This is a genomic window from Ferruginibacter sp. (assembly GCF_031391665.1).
Lineage (GTDB): Bacteria > Bacteroidota > Bacteroidia > Chitinophagales > Chitinophagaceae > Ferruginibacter.
Map to the genome: position 1 here is coordinate 25802 of NZ_JANMUN010000153.1, position 15250 is coordinate 41051.

The following is a 15250-nucleotide window of genomic DNA, read 5'->3' on the forward strand; positions in this document are numbered from 1 at the left end:
CAGAAACAATTAGTTTAATAAAATTATTATAGGGCAGTAGATTAATTGAAGAATTAGAACGCAGAATATGTTTTCACAGTGTATTATGTAGCCTTATCTTTTGTATTGCTTATTAAAGTAATGCCTGCAAAAAAGAAAATAGCACCAAGCACTCCGGTAAAAATAATGGTCTTTACATTTTTAATGCCCGAGCCACCATTCATAAAACTTACGCCTGCATAAATTAGGCCTACAATACCTAAAACGGATAATATTATTCCTAATAAACGTTTTTCCATAGCTTGTTTTTTTACAAGATAAGATGATAAAATTAGTATTGAGAAAGTACCAGCTTTAATGTGTGAATGATGTAATAAATAATTACAATTGTGTAAATTGTAGTATAGGAAAGCAAAAAGCCATCTGTTAAAAAACAGGTGGCTTTTTTATAAAAGATATTTTATTTAATTGCGGTGAGCCCCATAACTCCTTCTTCCATTTCTATCCTGCGAATTGGAGTTATTACCACGGCTTTTAAAATTACTCCGCTGGTGTGGCTTTGGCGCACTTGCCTGCGGCTGTGCATTAGGAGATAACAGGTACGGATGGCCGGCAATCTGTGGTATTGTTTTACCAATAAGTTTTTGAATATCCCTCAGCTCTAGTTTTTCATCTGCATCGCAAAAAGACAATGCAATACCTGTATTGCCTGCTCTTCCAGTACGGCCAATGCGGTGTACATAAGTTTCAGGCACTTCGGGCAATTCAAAATTTATTACATGGCTCAGGTCATCGATATCAATTCCTCTTGCGGCAATATCCGTAGCTACAAGCACACGTAATTTTCCATTTTTAAAATTGCTTAATGCATTTTGCCTGGCGTTTTGCGATTTGTTGCCGTGTATGGCAGCAGCAGTAATATTTTCGTGATGTAAAACTTTTACCACTTTATCAGCGCCATGCTTGGTACGTGTAAATACTAAGGCAGTTACAATTTCGTCATTCTTTAATAAGTGCAGCAACAGTTTATTTTTATCCTGCTTATCTACATAATATAAACTTTGTTCAATAGCATCCACTGTAGATGATACAGGTGTTACTTCTACTTTTGCCGGCTTGGTTAAAAGTACATTCGCTAATTTTTGAATTTCCGGCGGCATAGTGGCCGAGAAAAAAAGTGTTTGCTTTTTTTCGGGCAGGCGTACAATAACTTTTTTTACATCATGTATAAAACCCATGTCAAGCATGCGATCGGCTTCATCCAAAACAAAAATTTGTAAATGGCGCAGGTTAATAAAACCCTGGCTCATTAAATCTAATAATCTGCCTGGTGTAGCAATTAAAACATCTACCCCTTTTTTTAATGCAACGGTTTGATGTAATTGAGATACGCCGCCAAATATTACCGTGTGTGTAATACCGGTATATTCGCCGTATGCCGCAAAGCTTTCATTTATTTGTATTGCAAGTTCACGTGTAGGGGTAAGTATTAAAACTTTAATGCCGGGCACATGTTGCTTTTGCTGATACAATAATTGTAAAATAGGAATGGCAAATGCTGCTGTTTTACCAGTACCTGTTTGTGCACAACCTAGTAAATCCTGTTGCTTTAACACAATGGGTATGGCCTGCTGCTGAATAGGGGTTGGGTTGCTGTAACCCTGTTGGGATAAAGCTTTAAGGATGGGTTCAATTAACCCTAAATTGTTAAAATCCATTAATAATGGTTTATGATGTATGGCTGAAAGGACGTTGTATTTTCTGAAATCAGCGAAGGAAATTTGTTTGTACCACCGGCTTACAACCTGCCGTAATTTTTGTGTGGAGAACGGCGAAGATAGGGGATTATTATTTAGTGGGTTTTTGAGGGTGCATTTCAAATTGTCAAAATATTTTTTTCAACGCTGAGAAAATGAGATGGCAGAATTTACGCTGAAAACCTCTGCGATAACTCCTTTTCTCATTTTCTCAGCGTTGAAATTTGCTGCCGCCCTGATGCTTTAGAGACAATTTGAAATGCACTCGCTTTTGATAACACTTTCAAACTAAAAAGGAAAACATTAATTTGCTTTATTAAAATGATTTGAAAATAGTATGATACAACATTGTGCCATTGATATTGCACCCGACTGTAATTATTTTTTAGTAATTGAAAATTTGCTGAATGGAAGTTTATTGCAAAATTATATTGTGTTCCCAAATGGGGAAGGCGCATTATATTCCCACATTAGCATAAATAAAATTATTGAAGATGAAATGCTGCATGATAATTTTGAAATTACAACTGCTGCTAACAGCAGCCTTAAAAGTATGAGCAGTGGCGAACAGAAAAAAGCTTTGTTGCAATACATCCTTACTAAAAAACCGGGCTTTATTGTTGCCGATAATATTTTTGATAATCTTGATGCTGGGGCAAAGGAAAATATTACAACTGCTTTACTTCAAATAGCGGCACATACTTTAATCATACAAATTATCAACAGAAAAAAAGATATACTGCCTTTTATTGAAACGGTATTTTCTATAAGAGAGAATATTGTTTTTAAAAAAGAAACTATAGCAGATTATTTAAGAGAAAATAGTACAGCTACTGAAAATTATTTTGTAGAACCAGTTCCACCTGCTTTACATAATTATAAATTATTTGATGGCCCGCTGGTACAAATGAATGATGTATCGGTGAGTTATGACGGCAGGCAAATATTAAATAACATCAACTGGACAATTAATGCCGGAGAATTTTGGCAATTGGCCGGGCCCAATGGCAGCGGCAAAAGCACCATACTGAGTTTGATAACAGGTGATAATCCAAAAGGGTACGGACAAAATATTTTTCTTTTTGGAAAAATAAAAGGTAGCGGCGAATCGGTTTGGGATATTAAACAAAACATCGGCTATCTAACACCAACTATGGCGCAATTTTTTCCAAGATTAGATTCCATTGAAAAAATGATACTCTCTGGTTTTTTTGATTCAGTAGGGTTATACAGCATACCCAATGAAACACAAATAAAAACCGCACAAAGCTGGTTAAAACTTATTGGTTTGTATAACGATAGAAACAAACCTTTTTGTTTTTTGCCATTGGGCCAGCAACGAATGGTACTGGTCGCAAGGGCAATGGTAAAACATCCGCCATTGTTAATATTAGATGAACCAACAGTTGGTGTTGATGATAAAAATACAGCGGTATTTATTGCACTAATAAATAAAATTGCTGCAGAAAGTACAACGGCAATATTATATGTATCTCACAGGGAGGAACAAGGCCTTAACCCTCAGCATATGTTTGAACTGATACCTGCAAATAATGGTTCATCAGGAGAAATAAGATATTAGCTCCAAAAATTTTTCAAATCATAGGGGTAACTGATATTTATCATGGGTAAGCAAAAAGCCGTTTTATAGTTTTGTATTACAAAAACTACTAACGATGAAAAAAATAATTGCCCCGGTTGATTTTTCTGATGCAGCAGCTAATGCAGCAATATTTGCCGGCAGCCTGGCAGATTTTTATGGCGCAGATTTATGGCTGTATTACAGTTACGAAATGGTAATTCCTGCAATGGAGTATGGTTATTCTTATGTGAGTGTTACCGAAATGCAGCAGGCTGCAGAGCATGAACTGGAAGAATTTAAAAAAAGGGTGCAGGCTGCTTTGCGGTGTAAAGTAAATATTACCACAAGGGCCGAAAATGCAACATTAACAGATGGCCTTGCCGCATTGTGTGATGAAATAAAACCTGATGTTGTAGTAATGGGCTTATCAGGAAAAAATGCATTAGCAAGATTGGTGGTAGGCAGTAATACTATCCGGGTTATTCATCATCTCACTTATCCCGTACTGGTAGTGCCATCAAAAGCCACATTTATGCCGGTAAGAAAAATTGGCTTTGCATGCGATTATACTAAAGTGGCTGAAACCACACCGCTTGAGTTGTTAAAAAAAATAGCTAAGGATTTTAATGCAGAGTTACATGTCTTGAACGTAGAGTATAACCACTCCGGTGCCACAGAAGAGAAAATTGCAGAAAGCAGGTATGTGGGTGAGCTGCTTAAAGATTTAAAACCATCTTACGAAACCATTTTATCTGCGGATACTGTACATGGTATTAATTGGTTTGCCGAAAAAGAAAAAATAGACTGGGTAGTTGTAATTCCTAAAAAACATAATTTAATGGAGAAAATGTTTAGCAGGAGCCATACAAAAGAATTACTGTATCATACACATGTGCCTGTACTTTGTATGCATGAGTAATAACAATTGCACATTAAAATCATACTGTCAGCCTGAGCTTGTCGAAGGCGGCGGGTTGACCATTGCACCAGTTTCGACAAGCTCAACCTGACATTTTTAATCGTTTAGATTCAATGTCTAACTGGTCTAACCAGTCGTAAAAAAAGAAAAATATTTATCCAATAAAAAACCGCCTCAATTTTTGAGGCGGTTTTAATTTTTAAAAAATACTTTTAATTTTTAATGATCTTGTCTGTGTACAATACTTTACCATCAGTAGAGGTGATTTTTACAAAATACACACCAGCTGTTAGCCTTTGTAAATCTAAAGTTGTAAACATGTCAGTAATCTGCTGGCTGTAAACAGTTTTACCACTAGCATCATACATCATTAAATTTTTCTGGCTGTTATCTCCAACCATATAAATACTTAACTTTTCCGTAACAGGGTTAGGGAAAAGTTTTACTTTAATGTCAGGCTGAGCAGCAGGTAATTCCTGTATGCTGGCAGTACCTAACTGTACTTTTAAAGTATAACAGGTTGTTGCACTCTTAGCACCATTGTAACCATACACATGCACATAGTAAGTGCCTGCAGTATAAGTTCTGCTAATAGTTTCGCTTGTAGTGCCACCGGCTTGCGAAATAGCTAACTGTGTTGTACCATTACTGCTGTACAGTTTAACATCATAATCAAAAGGCAGTGTGGTTAAAGTAATAGTAGCAGTGCCGCCTGTTGTAATTACAAATTTGTAATAATCATTATCGCCTGTTGGGCTAATTAATCCTTTAGTATCTGTATTAAAAGGAATAGTTGCCGCTCCGGCAGCAGTGCCATTTGTACTAACATCTAGCGGTCCGGGGCAGGTGTTTACTGCGCCTGTTGTAAACTGTGCCTGAGTATAAGCACTGGTTAATCCGACAGCAGTACAATTTGCCCTAACCCTCAAGTCGTATAAGGAAGATGCAGTTAAACCGCTTAATGCGACAGAAGTTGAAGCGGTTGCAGTGGCCGCATTTGTCCATGTGCCTGATGAGTTTAATTTATAATCTACATCATAATTTGCGGCGCCGCTAACAGCAGTCCAGCTAACAGTAGCACTGCTTGATGTTATTGCACTGGAAGTTAAACCAGCTGGTGCATTACAGGAAGGTGGAGCCGAAGTTGTAAACTGAACTTGTGAGTAAGTACTGTTTAATCCTATAGCTGTACAATTTGCCCTAACCCTCCAGTCGTATAAAGTTGATGCAGTTAAACCACTTAAAGCAACTGATAAGTTTGTTGTTGCAGTAGCAGCATTTGTCCAAGTGCCTGATGAATTTAATTTATAATCCACATCATAATCAGCGGCACCACTAACAGCAGTCCAGCTAACGGTAGCACTGGTAGATGTTATTGCACTTGTTGCCAAACCCGTTGGTGCAGTACAGGTGGGTGCAGATGCTGTGGTAAATTGCGCCTGTGCATATGCACCTGTTGCGCCTGTACAGTTTGCCCTAACCCTGTAATCGTATAACGAAGCTGCAGTTAAACTACTTAATGCAACTGATAAGTTTGTGGTTGCCGTAGCAGCATTAATCCATGTACCGGAAGAATTTAATTTATAATCAACATCATAATTTAAAGCACCGCTTAATGCTGTCCAGCTAACCGTTGCACTGGTTGTTGTAATTGACGACGCAGCTAAACCGGTAACTGTACCGCAAGATGGTGCTGCACCAATAATTGTGGTAAATACTCCTCTGCCATGTGTTGCGGCAGAAAGTAAACCATCACTCGCCCTGTATTGCAACATATCGGTACGCACATTAGGAAAACCCGTTTCAGGGTTCCATGCAGTTGAGGCACCATTAATTAAATCTGTTTGCCAAATACCTGTTTCGGTAGCAATAATTGCTTTTGTATTACTGCCGGGGTAAAACATTGCCCAGCGTACAGGCATATCCGGTAAATTGCCATCAATTGCTGTCCATGTGGTACCGCCGTTACTGGTTACCCAAACATTATTAACACCGTAGTTAGAATACACTACAATAATATTTTGTTCATCACTGCCCAATTCAATACACGAAATTCTTGCACTTGCAGTGGTCATTCCTGCTCCAATAATATTAGTAAACACCGGAGTAGCATTAGCAGCAGTGGCTTTAATTATTGAAGGTGTAATACCGCTTCCGCCGCCGCCAAAATACACCGTATGATTGGTATAAGGCGAAACTTTTAGGGCAGTTACTTTTCCGGAACTTAACCCACTCATTGTTACAGCAGTAAATGTGCTGCCTGTTTGAGGATTGCTCCAGCGAACAAACGTGTTGGCATTACCACTGCAGTACATAATATTATTTACGTCATCATAATCAGTAGGATTAATAAACTGGCCTGCTGTAGAAGAATAATTTACCGACGTCCACGTAGAGCCACTGTTAGTACTTCTTCTGTATTGATTGTAAACATAAGAACCCCATTGGTATTGTCCCTGGTTTTGATCAATATGTACAAAAGCACCATCGCCACCGGTAACTTCTACCGAAGCTCCCATGCCAGCTGTATTTAATTGATGTACGCCATTATCCTGTGCGCCTGCTAAAAAATAATTGGTTGACGTAGGGTGATTAGCTATTGCATAAAATTGTTTGATACGTAAACCCTGGTTGCGGTCAGTAATAGTTGTACCACCATTTGCTGAATAATGCACACCGCCATCGCAACCAAATAATACCTGGTTGTTGCTGCGCCATGTAATTATTTGCTGATCGGCATGTACATACTGGCCTGTTGTGCCCACCCATTCACTTATTTTTGTCCATGAAGTACCGCCGTTTGTTGTTTTATAACAGTCAAGGCTGCCCACAATTACATTATTGGCATTGTTAGGGTCAACTGCAACTGCCATACAATACCATGCCTGTCCGCTGGTAAATGCAGGTGTTGCGCCGGTTGCTGCCCAGTTAGCACCACCATTTGTAGATTTATAAATAGTTGTAACACCAAATGCTGAGTTGGAGGGTAAAGCATATAAAGTATTTCCATTGCTGGCAAGATCAACATTATATTGTACTGGTGAAAATGAAACAGCAGCAGATGTCCAGGTTCCGCTGGTAACAGTTGAGGGGTTGTCAGTATAACGGTAACCTGCACTGCCTGCTGCTGTATTATAATATCCGCAGGTGACATGCAGTCTTCCAGTGGTGCTAAGTTCAATATCTGGTACTCTTGGGTCAAGGCCCGATGGTGTAATATTCGTCCAGGTGGCAGTAGCTTTTGTGTAACGCTGCAAACCCGATGTGTTAGAAATAGAATTACAACCAACATATAAATTACCGCTGGCATCGCAAATCACTTTACTTACATTCCAAAAATTTGCCGTGCCGGGCATTACACTCCAGTTAACACCATGGTCGGTACTCATCCAAATGCCTGCGCCTCTTACTGCATCGGCATTAATGGCTTTTTCGCCTGTACCAAAATACATAATGTTTACATTGGTAGGGTCCTGGCAAATACTTGCAACAGCAAGGTTTCCAAAAAAATCATTAATAGGTGTCCATGTTGCAGGGTTAAGTGTGATGTCATTTGTCTTCCAAAGGCCGCCATCAATACCACCAACCCAAACGGTTTTACCGGTAGCATCACCCAGGTCTTCCCAAATGGCTCTTACCCTGCCTGATGTTTTACCATTGCCTGGCCTGGTGTTACCATTACTTGCGCCAACAGCATCACTGTTAGGGCCACGTTCCTGCCATGTAAATGGCGCCATAATATTTAAGGCATTAATTCTGTCCACCCTGCTCTTTCTAATTTGATAGGCATCAACTAATCTGTCTTTGGGTACATAGCCCAGCCTGGGGTCTTTTGTAATGTCTATTTCGTATTGTAATCTTTGAGAAATACCCGCCTGATTTTCTGTAACCTGCTCCACCTGTGTAAATGCAGTTGCAGCAAAAAAAGTGAGTAAGAAAGAAAAAATAATTTTCAGTTTAGTCATAACAATAGTTTTAGTGTAGTAAATAGCAAAATCAAATATAATTTTTTTGATTCAAATTAAAAAGGGTAACCTACGCAGTATTTTAACGATGTGTACAACTAAGCATTGAGTAAAAAATAAAAATCCCACAGCAAGGGCTATGGGAAAAGGATAAGAGTTAGTGGTTAATAGTTACTAACGGTTTATTGCTGGAGTAGAAATATGATCAGTAATTTCAAATTTAAAAAAATGGGGGCTGGATGGAAATCCTGCCCCGTTTAAAATCCAATATCCTATGAAAAACCGATGTAAATATCGGTAAGCCTGTATAACTGTAGAGGGCAAAGTAGATAAACCATGGCTTTTAGTAGATAAATGAAGGTTGTGAGTAGATAAACGTTTAAAATCAAGCTAAAAAGGATTAATTTTAAACCTGAATATGTCTCTTATACTTACCTACATACTTGCCGACGACGACGAGATTTACAGGGAATATACCCTGCAGCAATTAAACAGCGTACCCGGCCTGCAATGCCTTTCGGTTTGCGAAAATGCTTTAATAACAAGGGAGCAATTGCAACATCATCAACCCGATTTATTAGTGCTGGATGTGGAGATGCCGGACCTTACAGGCATACAGCTTGCTAAAAGTATTAAGCAACTGCCCTTTACAATATTTATCACCTCTCACCCAAATTATGCAGCCGATGCTTTTGAACTGGATGCAGTAGATTATTTGGTAAAGCCAGTGCAAACAGAAAGGTTGCTTAGGGCTATTGATAAAGTAAGAGTGCTTGCCGGCATAAAAGCAAACACATCTGCTGCCGAAGCTTTTCAGCAAAAAGATGAAGAATCTTTTTTTATAAAAGATAAAAATGCTTTTTTAAGAATTGCATATACCGATGTGCTGTATGCAGAATCACTGGGCGATTTTGTAAATATTTTTTTACAAAATGGCGAAAAGAAAATTGCATTGGTAAGTATGAAAAATTTAGAACAGCAATTGCCACAGCAAATTTTTATACGTATTAGCCGCACTCATTTAATTAACAGACAAAAAGTTACCGCAGTAGAAAATGATTTTGTCCATATTGGAAAAATGCAATTGCCCATTGGTAAAACTTATGCCGAAACTATTATAAATAGTATTGTGGGCAATCAGGCAATTAAACGTTTTATTTAACCCTTTCTTTTTTTATTAAGATGAAAAATATCTTTCTTTTTTTATCATTATTGTTTTGTACAACTTTATTTAGCCAGGTAAACAAAGAAGTGGACAGCCTGCTCAAAGCATTAGATACCGAAATACAGGACAGCAATAAATTACGAACACTAAACCGTATTGGCAATTATTATATTGATAACAATCCTTCAAAAGCGCTGGAATATTTTGAACGTTCGGCAGCACTTGCAAAAAAAAACAATAATACTTTACGGTTGGGCAATGCTTATTATGATATAGGCTTTTGTTATTTACTTAAAAATGATTTTGATAAATCGTTAGATCGCTATCAGCAAAGCGCAAAAATTTATGAGCAGTTAAAAGATAACCGGCGTTTAACCAATGCGTATATGTCTATCGGAAATGTTTTTTTTCAAAGTAAAACACTTAATAAGGCAAATGAATATTATGATAAAGCCGAGCAGATTGTAGAACAATCGAAAGACAGCGGGCAGCTTGCATCGCTTTATGCACAAAGAGGTACAATGTATGATCAAACACAACAGTACGACTCTGCATTATTGTATTTGCAAAAAAGTATGGCTATAGCAAAACTTATTAATGATGATTATATGGTTACCACCGGCCTTAGTAATATGGGGCTTACTTACAAACATAAAAAAAATACTGCCCTTGCCTTGCAATATTTTGATACAGTATTAAAAAAATATGCGGCAATGGCTGAGCCGCCAATTGATAACCTTGCTGTAATCTATAATAATATTGGTGCCACACAATCGCAGGCAGGTAATTATACAAAAGCAATTGAAGCTTTTAATAAAAGTATTGCTTATTGTTTGCAGGAAGGCCTTACAGGTATTACAATGGAAAATTACCGCAACATGGCAGACATGTATGCCGGTATGAAAGATTACCGGCAGCAAAGTATTTATCTTGAAAAATATTATCATCTTAAAGACAGCATTTTTAGCAACGATAATAAAAATCAGTTAACGCAGTTAGAAACCGATTACCAGTTAGAGAAAAAAAATATCAGTTTGGTAAAGGAACAATCAGAAACGGCAAAGCAAAAAAATCAGCGCAATATTTTTATCATTGTTGCCATTGGTGCTGCAGTATTGCTTGCAGCACTGGCTTTTTTTTTCCTCCGTATAAAACAAAATAATATTTTACTGCAGGATAAAAATACCCAGATTAATAAACAGAAAGATGAACTACAAACATTGAATCATGTAAAAGACAGGTTGTTTTCTGTAATAAGCCACGATTTTCGTAACCCGCTGGTAACACTTAAAAGTTATCTTTCGCTGGCGGATAGCCCCAATTTAACAGCTGAGAAAAAAGATAAATTTAAAAGTCAAACGGTGCAGGCTGTTAGCCAAACCAGCGATATGCTCGATAATTTATTGGTATGGGCCAATATGCAAATTAAAAATACCAGGCCGGCCATAACTAATGTGAATGTAGAAGATTGTATTGATGATGCCATTGGTGCAGCAACGGCGCAGGCAATGCAAAAAAATATTCAAATCAAAAAAGATATTCAAATAACCAGCGCTGCAGCCGACAGTAATATTGTAGAAATAGCGCTTAGAAATATTATTACCAATGCTGTAAAATACAGCCATGCCAACAGCGAAATTTTAGTGAGCACAGCTGCTCACGAACAGCAAATTTATATTACCGTAAAAGATGAAGGCATTGGTATGAGTAAAGAGCAGATAGAAGATTTACTGCAAAACGATGCCGAAAGTACAGCCGGTACGCAAGGTGAAAAAGGCAGCGGCCTTGGATTATTTTTGGTAAAAGAATTATTACAAAAAATAAATGCTGTATTGGTAATTGAAAGCGAAGAAGGAAAAGGGAGCAGTTTTATAATTAAGCTTGATCAGCAGTAATAAAAATAAATTTATTGTATAAATAAAAAAGGGACCAGGATAAAAATCCAGCCCCTTTAAATTCACTTTCCTAAAAAAACCTTTTCCCTTTGAAACCGCTGTAAAGATAATACCCACTTTTAATTTATGTGTTACATCATTTCGGCTTTAATTTATATAATTCACACTTTTTTTATTAAACTTTTTTAAAAAGATTATTTATTGCAAAATAAATATTGAGGTAATGGAATTGAATACTCTTAGTTAATAAAATAGAAAAAATATTTTTTTGCATATTGTTTTTATTTAGACAATCAGTTGGGTATTTAAATAAGTTTATGCTTTTTTTGCTCCAGCAAGAATGTCTTTTACTTCAAGAATATTCTTTTCATAACCTTTTAGGGTAACGTTAATCATTGCGTGCCCCAGCTCTTTTAAACTGCAAATATATTTTGGTGCAGTAAATTTTATTACTGGCAATAACCAACCTAAATAGTTATAAAATTTCAACGTGTTTTTTAAACCTTTAGTTGGTTGTAAAATACCCGGCCTGAAATTATATACTTTTTTAAAAGGCAGTTTCAGTAGATCATTTTCTGTTTTGCCTTTAATCCTTGCCCACATTTGTCTGCCTTTTTCCGTACTGTCGGTTCCTGCTCCTGAAATATAACAAAAAGTCATTTGCGGATTTAGGTTGCTCAATACTTTTGCCACATACATTGTTAAGGTGTACGTTTTTTCAAAAAATTCCGGTTCTTTCATACCAACAGATGAAACACCTAAACAAAACAAGCAGGCATTATAATTTATCAACTCATTTTTTACAGGCGATAAGTTGGTAAAATCGGCATGAATAATCTCTTTTAATTTTTGGTGTGTTACGCCACAGGGCTTTCTGTTAATCACTAAAACCTTTTCTACTGCATCATTTTGTAAAGCCTCGTGCAGTACACCTTCACCCACCATGCCGGTGGCGCCGGTAAGTATCAGCTGTAATTTTTGTGTAGGTTGATCTTGCATAAGTTGTAAAATTATAAGTAAATACTATTGCTGCAAATACCCCAACCGTTCCACTAACTCTTTTGGTAAAACCGGCAACTGCCTTCTGTCAATTAAAAAACTATTTAGTTGTGTAAGCTCTTTAAAAATATAATGTTTATCCATAGCAGCTTTTAAATAACCGGCTCCGCTGCTGCCACCAGTTCCAATACGTGTACCAATCATTCGTCTTACCATATTAATGTGGCGGTTGCGCCAGTTGCCTAACTGGTTATCAATTTCTAAAAGGGTATCTAATAATTGAAAAGGTAATTCCAGCATGGGGTAACCATGATACATCATAATAAATAATGCGGCACGGCAGGCTTTGGGTGATAAATTTCTTTCAGCATTACTGTCATTAAAAACGGTGGTGAAAAATTCAGCATTATTTTTTTCTGCTTCGGCCAAACTGTTCACATACACTTGCTGATAATTATTCCAGAATTCATTTGTAATAAAAGGCATCCTTTCTAACCAGGCATTAATTAATTCTAAAACCGATTGCCCATTTTCTGCATCTTTAATAACAGCAATATCTTTTTCTTTTAATTGAGAAGTATAATAATTTTGTCCGTGCCGCTGTTCAAATTTTAAACCCAGCTTTGCTTCAACAATTTTAAACTGGTAACTCTGAAAGCCGGATGCAGGCCGTAACATATCCCTGAAATCTAAAAAATCCATTGGCGTCATCGTTTCCATAATATCAATCTGCTGCACCAGTACTTTTAAAATAGTAGTAACTCTTTTTAAACGGTGTACTACCGTTTGCATTTCGGGAGAATTATCATTCAGTGCAGGTTTACTCATAATACCAATAACAGAATTTACTTCAAACAAAATTTGTTTAAACCATAATTCATACGCCTGGTGAATAATGATGAAAAGCATTTCATCATGTGCTGCAATTTTCCCTTCTTTAAAACTTTCGGGTTTTTGTGCCTCAATTATTTTATCTAATTGCAAATATTCACTGTAGTAAACTGTTTTATTTTCCATAACAATTTTTTTAACTCAACAAACTTACATAAATGTACAGCGGTAAAAAATGTTTTTTAAAAAACAGCTTTTGTTAACGGCTGGTGAACAGAAATTTGCTTTAACGTTTTCTTATCTAAACAAAAAAAATCTGGCACACTATTCAGTTACAGTATTGCAAGCAGCCACTTAAAACACTGCCCCCACAACATGAAAAAAAATTTTACTCTTGCTGTTTTCAGTTTAATAATTATCAGCAGCGCAAAAGCACAAATCAGTTACGGTGTACAAGCTGGTGTAAACATTGCCAACTGGCAGGGAGATGCACTTAACAGTCTTAACAATGTAGTTGATCTTACCAATGGGTTTATCAGCACCAAAAGCAGAACTGGGTTTAACATTGGCGGCTATGCCAGCATTCCTTTAAGTGAAAAAATTTCTTTTGAGCCCGGTGTAATGTATTCGCAAAAAGGGTATGCCATGCAGGGAGATTTAAAAATTGATGCCCTTAAATTTTTAGGTGTTAATGCCAGTGCAAAAGTAGAATCGCATTACATTGATGTACCATTAGTTTTAAAAGCCGAAGTGGCAAAAGGGTTAAGTATTTATGCAGGCCCGCAAATTTCTTACCTGGCAAAAACTAACCTTCATATTAATACAAGTGTATTAGGCATTTCTTTGTACAATAAAAAATTAGACCTTACCGATAATTTTAACCGTGTTGATTTAGGCCTTGCCGGTGGTGTTGGTTATGCATTTGGTAATGGCTTAAACATTAAAGCCGGTTACGATTACGGACTTTCAAAATTAGATAAGAACGATAATTTTAAAGCTTATAACCGTGTGGTAAAAGTTTCTCTTGGCTATACCTTTTAAGTGGCTATACTTTAGGTTTAAGCGGCACCTGTAAATGGGTGTCGCTTTTTTGCCCCCTCCGCCCCCTGAAGGGGGAACTCAGCGTCTTTATAATTGGTACTTCCTGCACTTTAAATAACTAATCTTCCCTTACATTTTTGTGCGGAATGTTTAAGCAATGATTTTCCTTAAATTTGCATCCCGAATAACTGATTAACTAACCAACCAATAAACCAGTTAACCAATCAACCAAGCTCATGGGAAGAATATTTGAAGTTAGAAAAAGCAGCATGTTTGCCCGCTGGGATAAGATGGCAAAAAACTTTACCCGTATTGGAAAAGAAATTGCCATTGCTGTAAAAGCCAGCGGCCCCGACCCTAATAACAACCCGGCCTTAAGAAGGTGCTACATTAATGCAAAAGCATGTGGTATGCCCAAAGACCGTGTAGAAGCGGCTATTAAAAGGGCCATGGGTAAAGATACCAGCAACTACGAAGAGATTACTTACGAAGGTCATGCACCGCATGGCATTGCCATTTTGGTAGAAACTGCAACCGATAACTCTACCAGAACGGTGGCTAATGTAAGGATGCATTTTACAAAATGCAACGGCTCCTTAGGTACCAGCGGCAGTGTGGCATTTGGTTTTACCCGTTTGGGAGAATTTAAAATAAAAAATACCGGCCAAAATTTAGAAGAGCTGGAACTGGAGTTAATTGATTACGGCCTGGAAGAAATTGGCGAAGACAGCGAAGGCAATATCATCATCCGCACGGCATTTACAGAGTTTGGCCACATGGCAAAAGCATTGGACGAAAAGAAAATAGAAGTAGTAACTGCCGAACTTACCCGTATCCCCACTACCACAATGGAGCTGGATGAAGAAGCCGCTAATGATGTATTGAAATTAGTAGATAAGCTGGAGCAGGATGAAGATGTGCAGAAGGTGTATCATAATTTGAAATAAGAAATAAAGTTTTATAAAATAAAGCTGCTTTTTTTTGGCAGCTTTATTATTTATGCAAACCGCCCCTATACTGCCCCTTAAAATTAAAAAAGCCCTGAAAGCTAATGCTGTCAAGGCTTCTATTTTTAAGCTGTACTCGGGATGGGAGTACTTTATACTTTGCTTCATTT

Annotated in this window: 11 protein-coding genes; 6 read left to right on the plus strand and 5 right to left on the minus strand. The window is 37.3% G+C overall.

The genetic code is table 11. The annotated features are described in order from the left end of the window. Positions 1 to 83: 83 nt before the first annotated feature. Entirely contained in the window at positions 84 to 278 is a 195-nt protein-coding gene (locus ACY651_RS11130) for a hypothetical protein (protein ID WP_462222587.1), read from the minus strand. 165 nt (positions 279 to 443) lie between these two features. Then, positions 444 to 1697 (minus strand): DEAD/DEAH box helicase, encoded by a 1254-nt coding sequence (locus ACY651_RS11135; RefSeq protein WP_462252690.1) that lies wholly within the window; start codon positions 1695 to 1697, stop codon positions 444 to 446. A gap of 376 nt (positions 1698 to 2073) precedes the next feature. On the opposite strand from ACY651_RS11135, the gene ACY651_RS11140 reads away from it, so the two are divergent. Next, positions 2074 to 3318: an ATP-binding cassette domain-containing protein gene (locus tag ACY651_RS11140; RefSeq protein ID WP_462252692.1), complete on the plus strand. Its 1245-nt coding sequence runs from the start codon at positions 2074 to 2076 to the stop codon at positions 3316 to 3318. Positions 3319 to 3412: 94 nt separating this feature from the next. Next, positions 3413 to 4237, plus strand: a complete 825-nt coding sequence (locus ACY651_RS11145) for a universal stress protein (protein WP_462252694.1) — start codon at positions 3413 to 3415, stop codon at positions 4235 to 4237. A gap of 212 nt (positions 4238 to 4449) precedes the next feature. On the opposite strand, the gene ACY651_RS11150 is transcribed toward ACY651_RS11145, so the two are convergent. Further along, positions 4450 to 8202 carry a fibronectin type III domain-containing protein gene (locus ACY651_RS11150; protein WP_462252696.1) on the minus strand — a complete coding sequence of 1251 codons (3753 nt, stop codon included), beginning with the start codon at positions 8200 to 8202 and terminating at the stop codon, positions 4450 to 4452. 418 nt (positions 8203 to 8620) lie between these two features. On the opposite strand from ACY651_RS11150, the gene ACY651_RS11155 reads away from it, so the two are divergent. Continuing rightward, entirely contained in the window at positions 8621 to 9364 is a 744-nt protein-coding gene (locus tag ACY651_RS11155) for a LytR/AlgR family response regulator transcription factor (protein WP_462252698.1), read from the plus strand. 20 nt (positions 9365 to 9384) lie between these two features. Beyond that, entirely contained in the window at positions 9385 to 11262 is a 1878-nt protein-coding gene (locus ACY651_RS11160; RefSeq protein WP_462252700.1) for a tetratricopeptide repeat-containing sensor histidine kinase, read from the plus strand. A 315-nt stretch (positions 11263 to 11577) separates the two neighbouring features. Here the strand turns inward: ACY651_RS11160 and ACY651_RS11165 are convergent, their stop codons facing one another. After that, on the minus strand, positions 11578 to 12261 hold the full coding sequence (locus tag ACY651_RS11165) for an NAD-dependent epimerase/dehydratase family protein (protein WP_462252702.1): 684 nt from the start codon (positions 12259 to 12261) through the stop codon (positions 11578 to 11580). A gap of 24 nt (positions 12262 to 12285) precedes the next feature. Next, positions 12286 to 13278 (minus strand): tryptophan 2,3-dioxygenase, encoded by a 993-nt coding sequence (locus ACY651_RS11170; protein ID WP_462252704.1) that lies wholly within the window; start codon positions 13276 to 13278, stop codon positions 12286 to 12288. 189 nt (positions 13279 to 13467) lie between these two features. Between ACY651_RS11170 and ACY651_RS11175 the strand changes: the two genes are divergently transcribed. Both ACY651_RS11175 and ACY651_RS11180 read left to right on the plus strand, forming a co-directional pair. After that, entirely contained in the window at positions 13468 to 14133 is a 666-nt protein-coding gene (locus ACY651_RS11175) for a porin family protein (RefSeq protein WP_462252706.1), read from the plus strand. A gap of 236 nt (positions 14134 to 14369) precedes the next feature. Then, positions 14370 to 15080: a YebC/PmpR family DNA-binding transcriptional regulator gene (locus ACY651_RS11180; RefSeq protein WP_462252708.1), complete on the plus strand. Its 711-nt coding sequence runs from the start codon at positions 14370 to 14372 to the stop codon at positions 15078 to 15080. Positions 15081 to 15250: the final 170 nt, after the last annotated feature.

Bases quoted from the DNA above. Each gene is read 5' to 3' on its own strand.
- ACY651_RS11160 (WP_462252700.1), top strand. From the start codon at position 9,385: ATGAAAAATATCTTTCTTTTTTTATCATTATTGTTTTGTACAACTTTA.
- ACY651_RS11180 (WP_462252708.1), top strand. From the start codon at position 14,370: ATGGGAAGAATATTTGAAGTTAGAAAAAGCAGCATGTTTGCCCGCTGG.
- ACY651_RS11170 (WP_462252704.1), bottom strand. From the start codon at position 13,278: ATGGAAAATAAAACAGTTTACTACAGTGAATATTTGCAATTAGATAAA.
- ACY651_RS11150 (WP_462252696.1), bottom strand. From the start codon at position 8,202: ATGACTAAACTGAAAATTATTTTTTCTTTCTTACTCACTTTTTTTGCT.
- ACY651_RS11135 (WP_462252690.1), bottom strand. From the start codon at position 1,697: ATGGATTTTAACAATTTAGGGTTAATTGAACCCATCCTTAAAGCTTTA.
- ACY651_RS11165 (WP_462252702.1), bottom strand. From the start codon at position 12,261: ATGCAAGATCAACCTACACAAAAATTACAGCTGATACTTACCGGCGCC.
- ACY651_RS11145 (WP_462252694.1), top strand. From the start codon at position 3,413: ATGAAAAAAATAATTGCCCCGGTTGATTTTTCTGATGCAGCAGCTAAT.
- ACY651_RS11155 (WP_462252698.1), top strand. From the start codon at position 8,621: ATGTCTCTTATACTTACCTACATACTTGCCGACGACGACGAGATTTAC.
- ACY651_RS11130 (WP_462222587.1), bottom strand. From the start codon at position 278: ATGGAAAAACGTTTATTAGGAATAATATTATCCGTTTTAGGTATTGTA.
- ACY651_RS11140 (WP_462252692.1), top strand. From the start codon at position 2,074: ATGATACAACATTGTGCCATTGATATTGCACCCGACTGTAATTATTTT.
- ACY651_RS11175 (WP_462252706.1), top strand. From the start codon at position 13,468: ATGAAAAAAAATTTTACTCTTGCTGTTTTCAGTTTAATAATTATCAGC.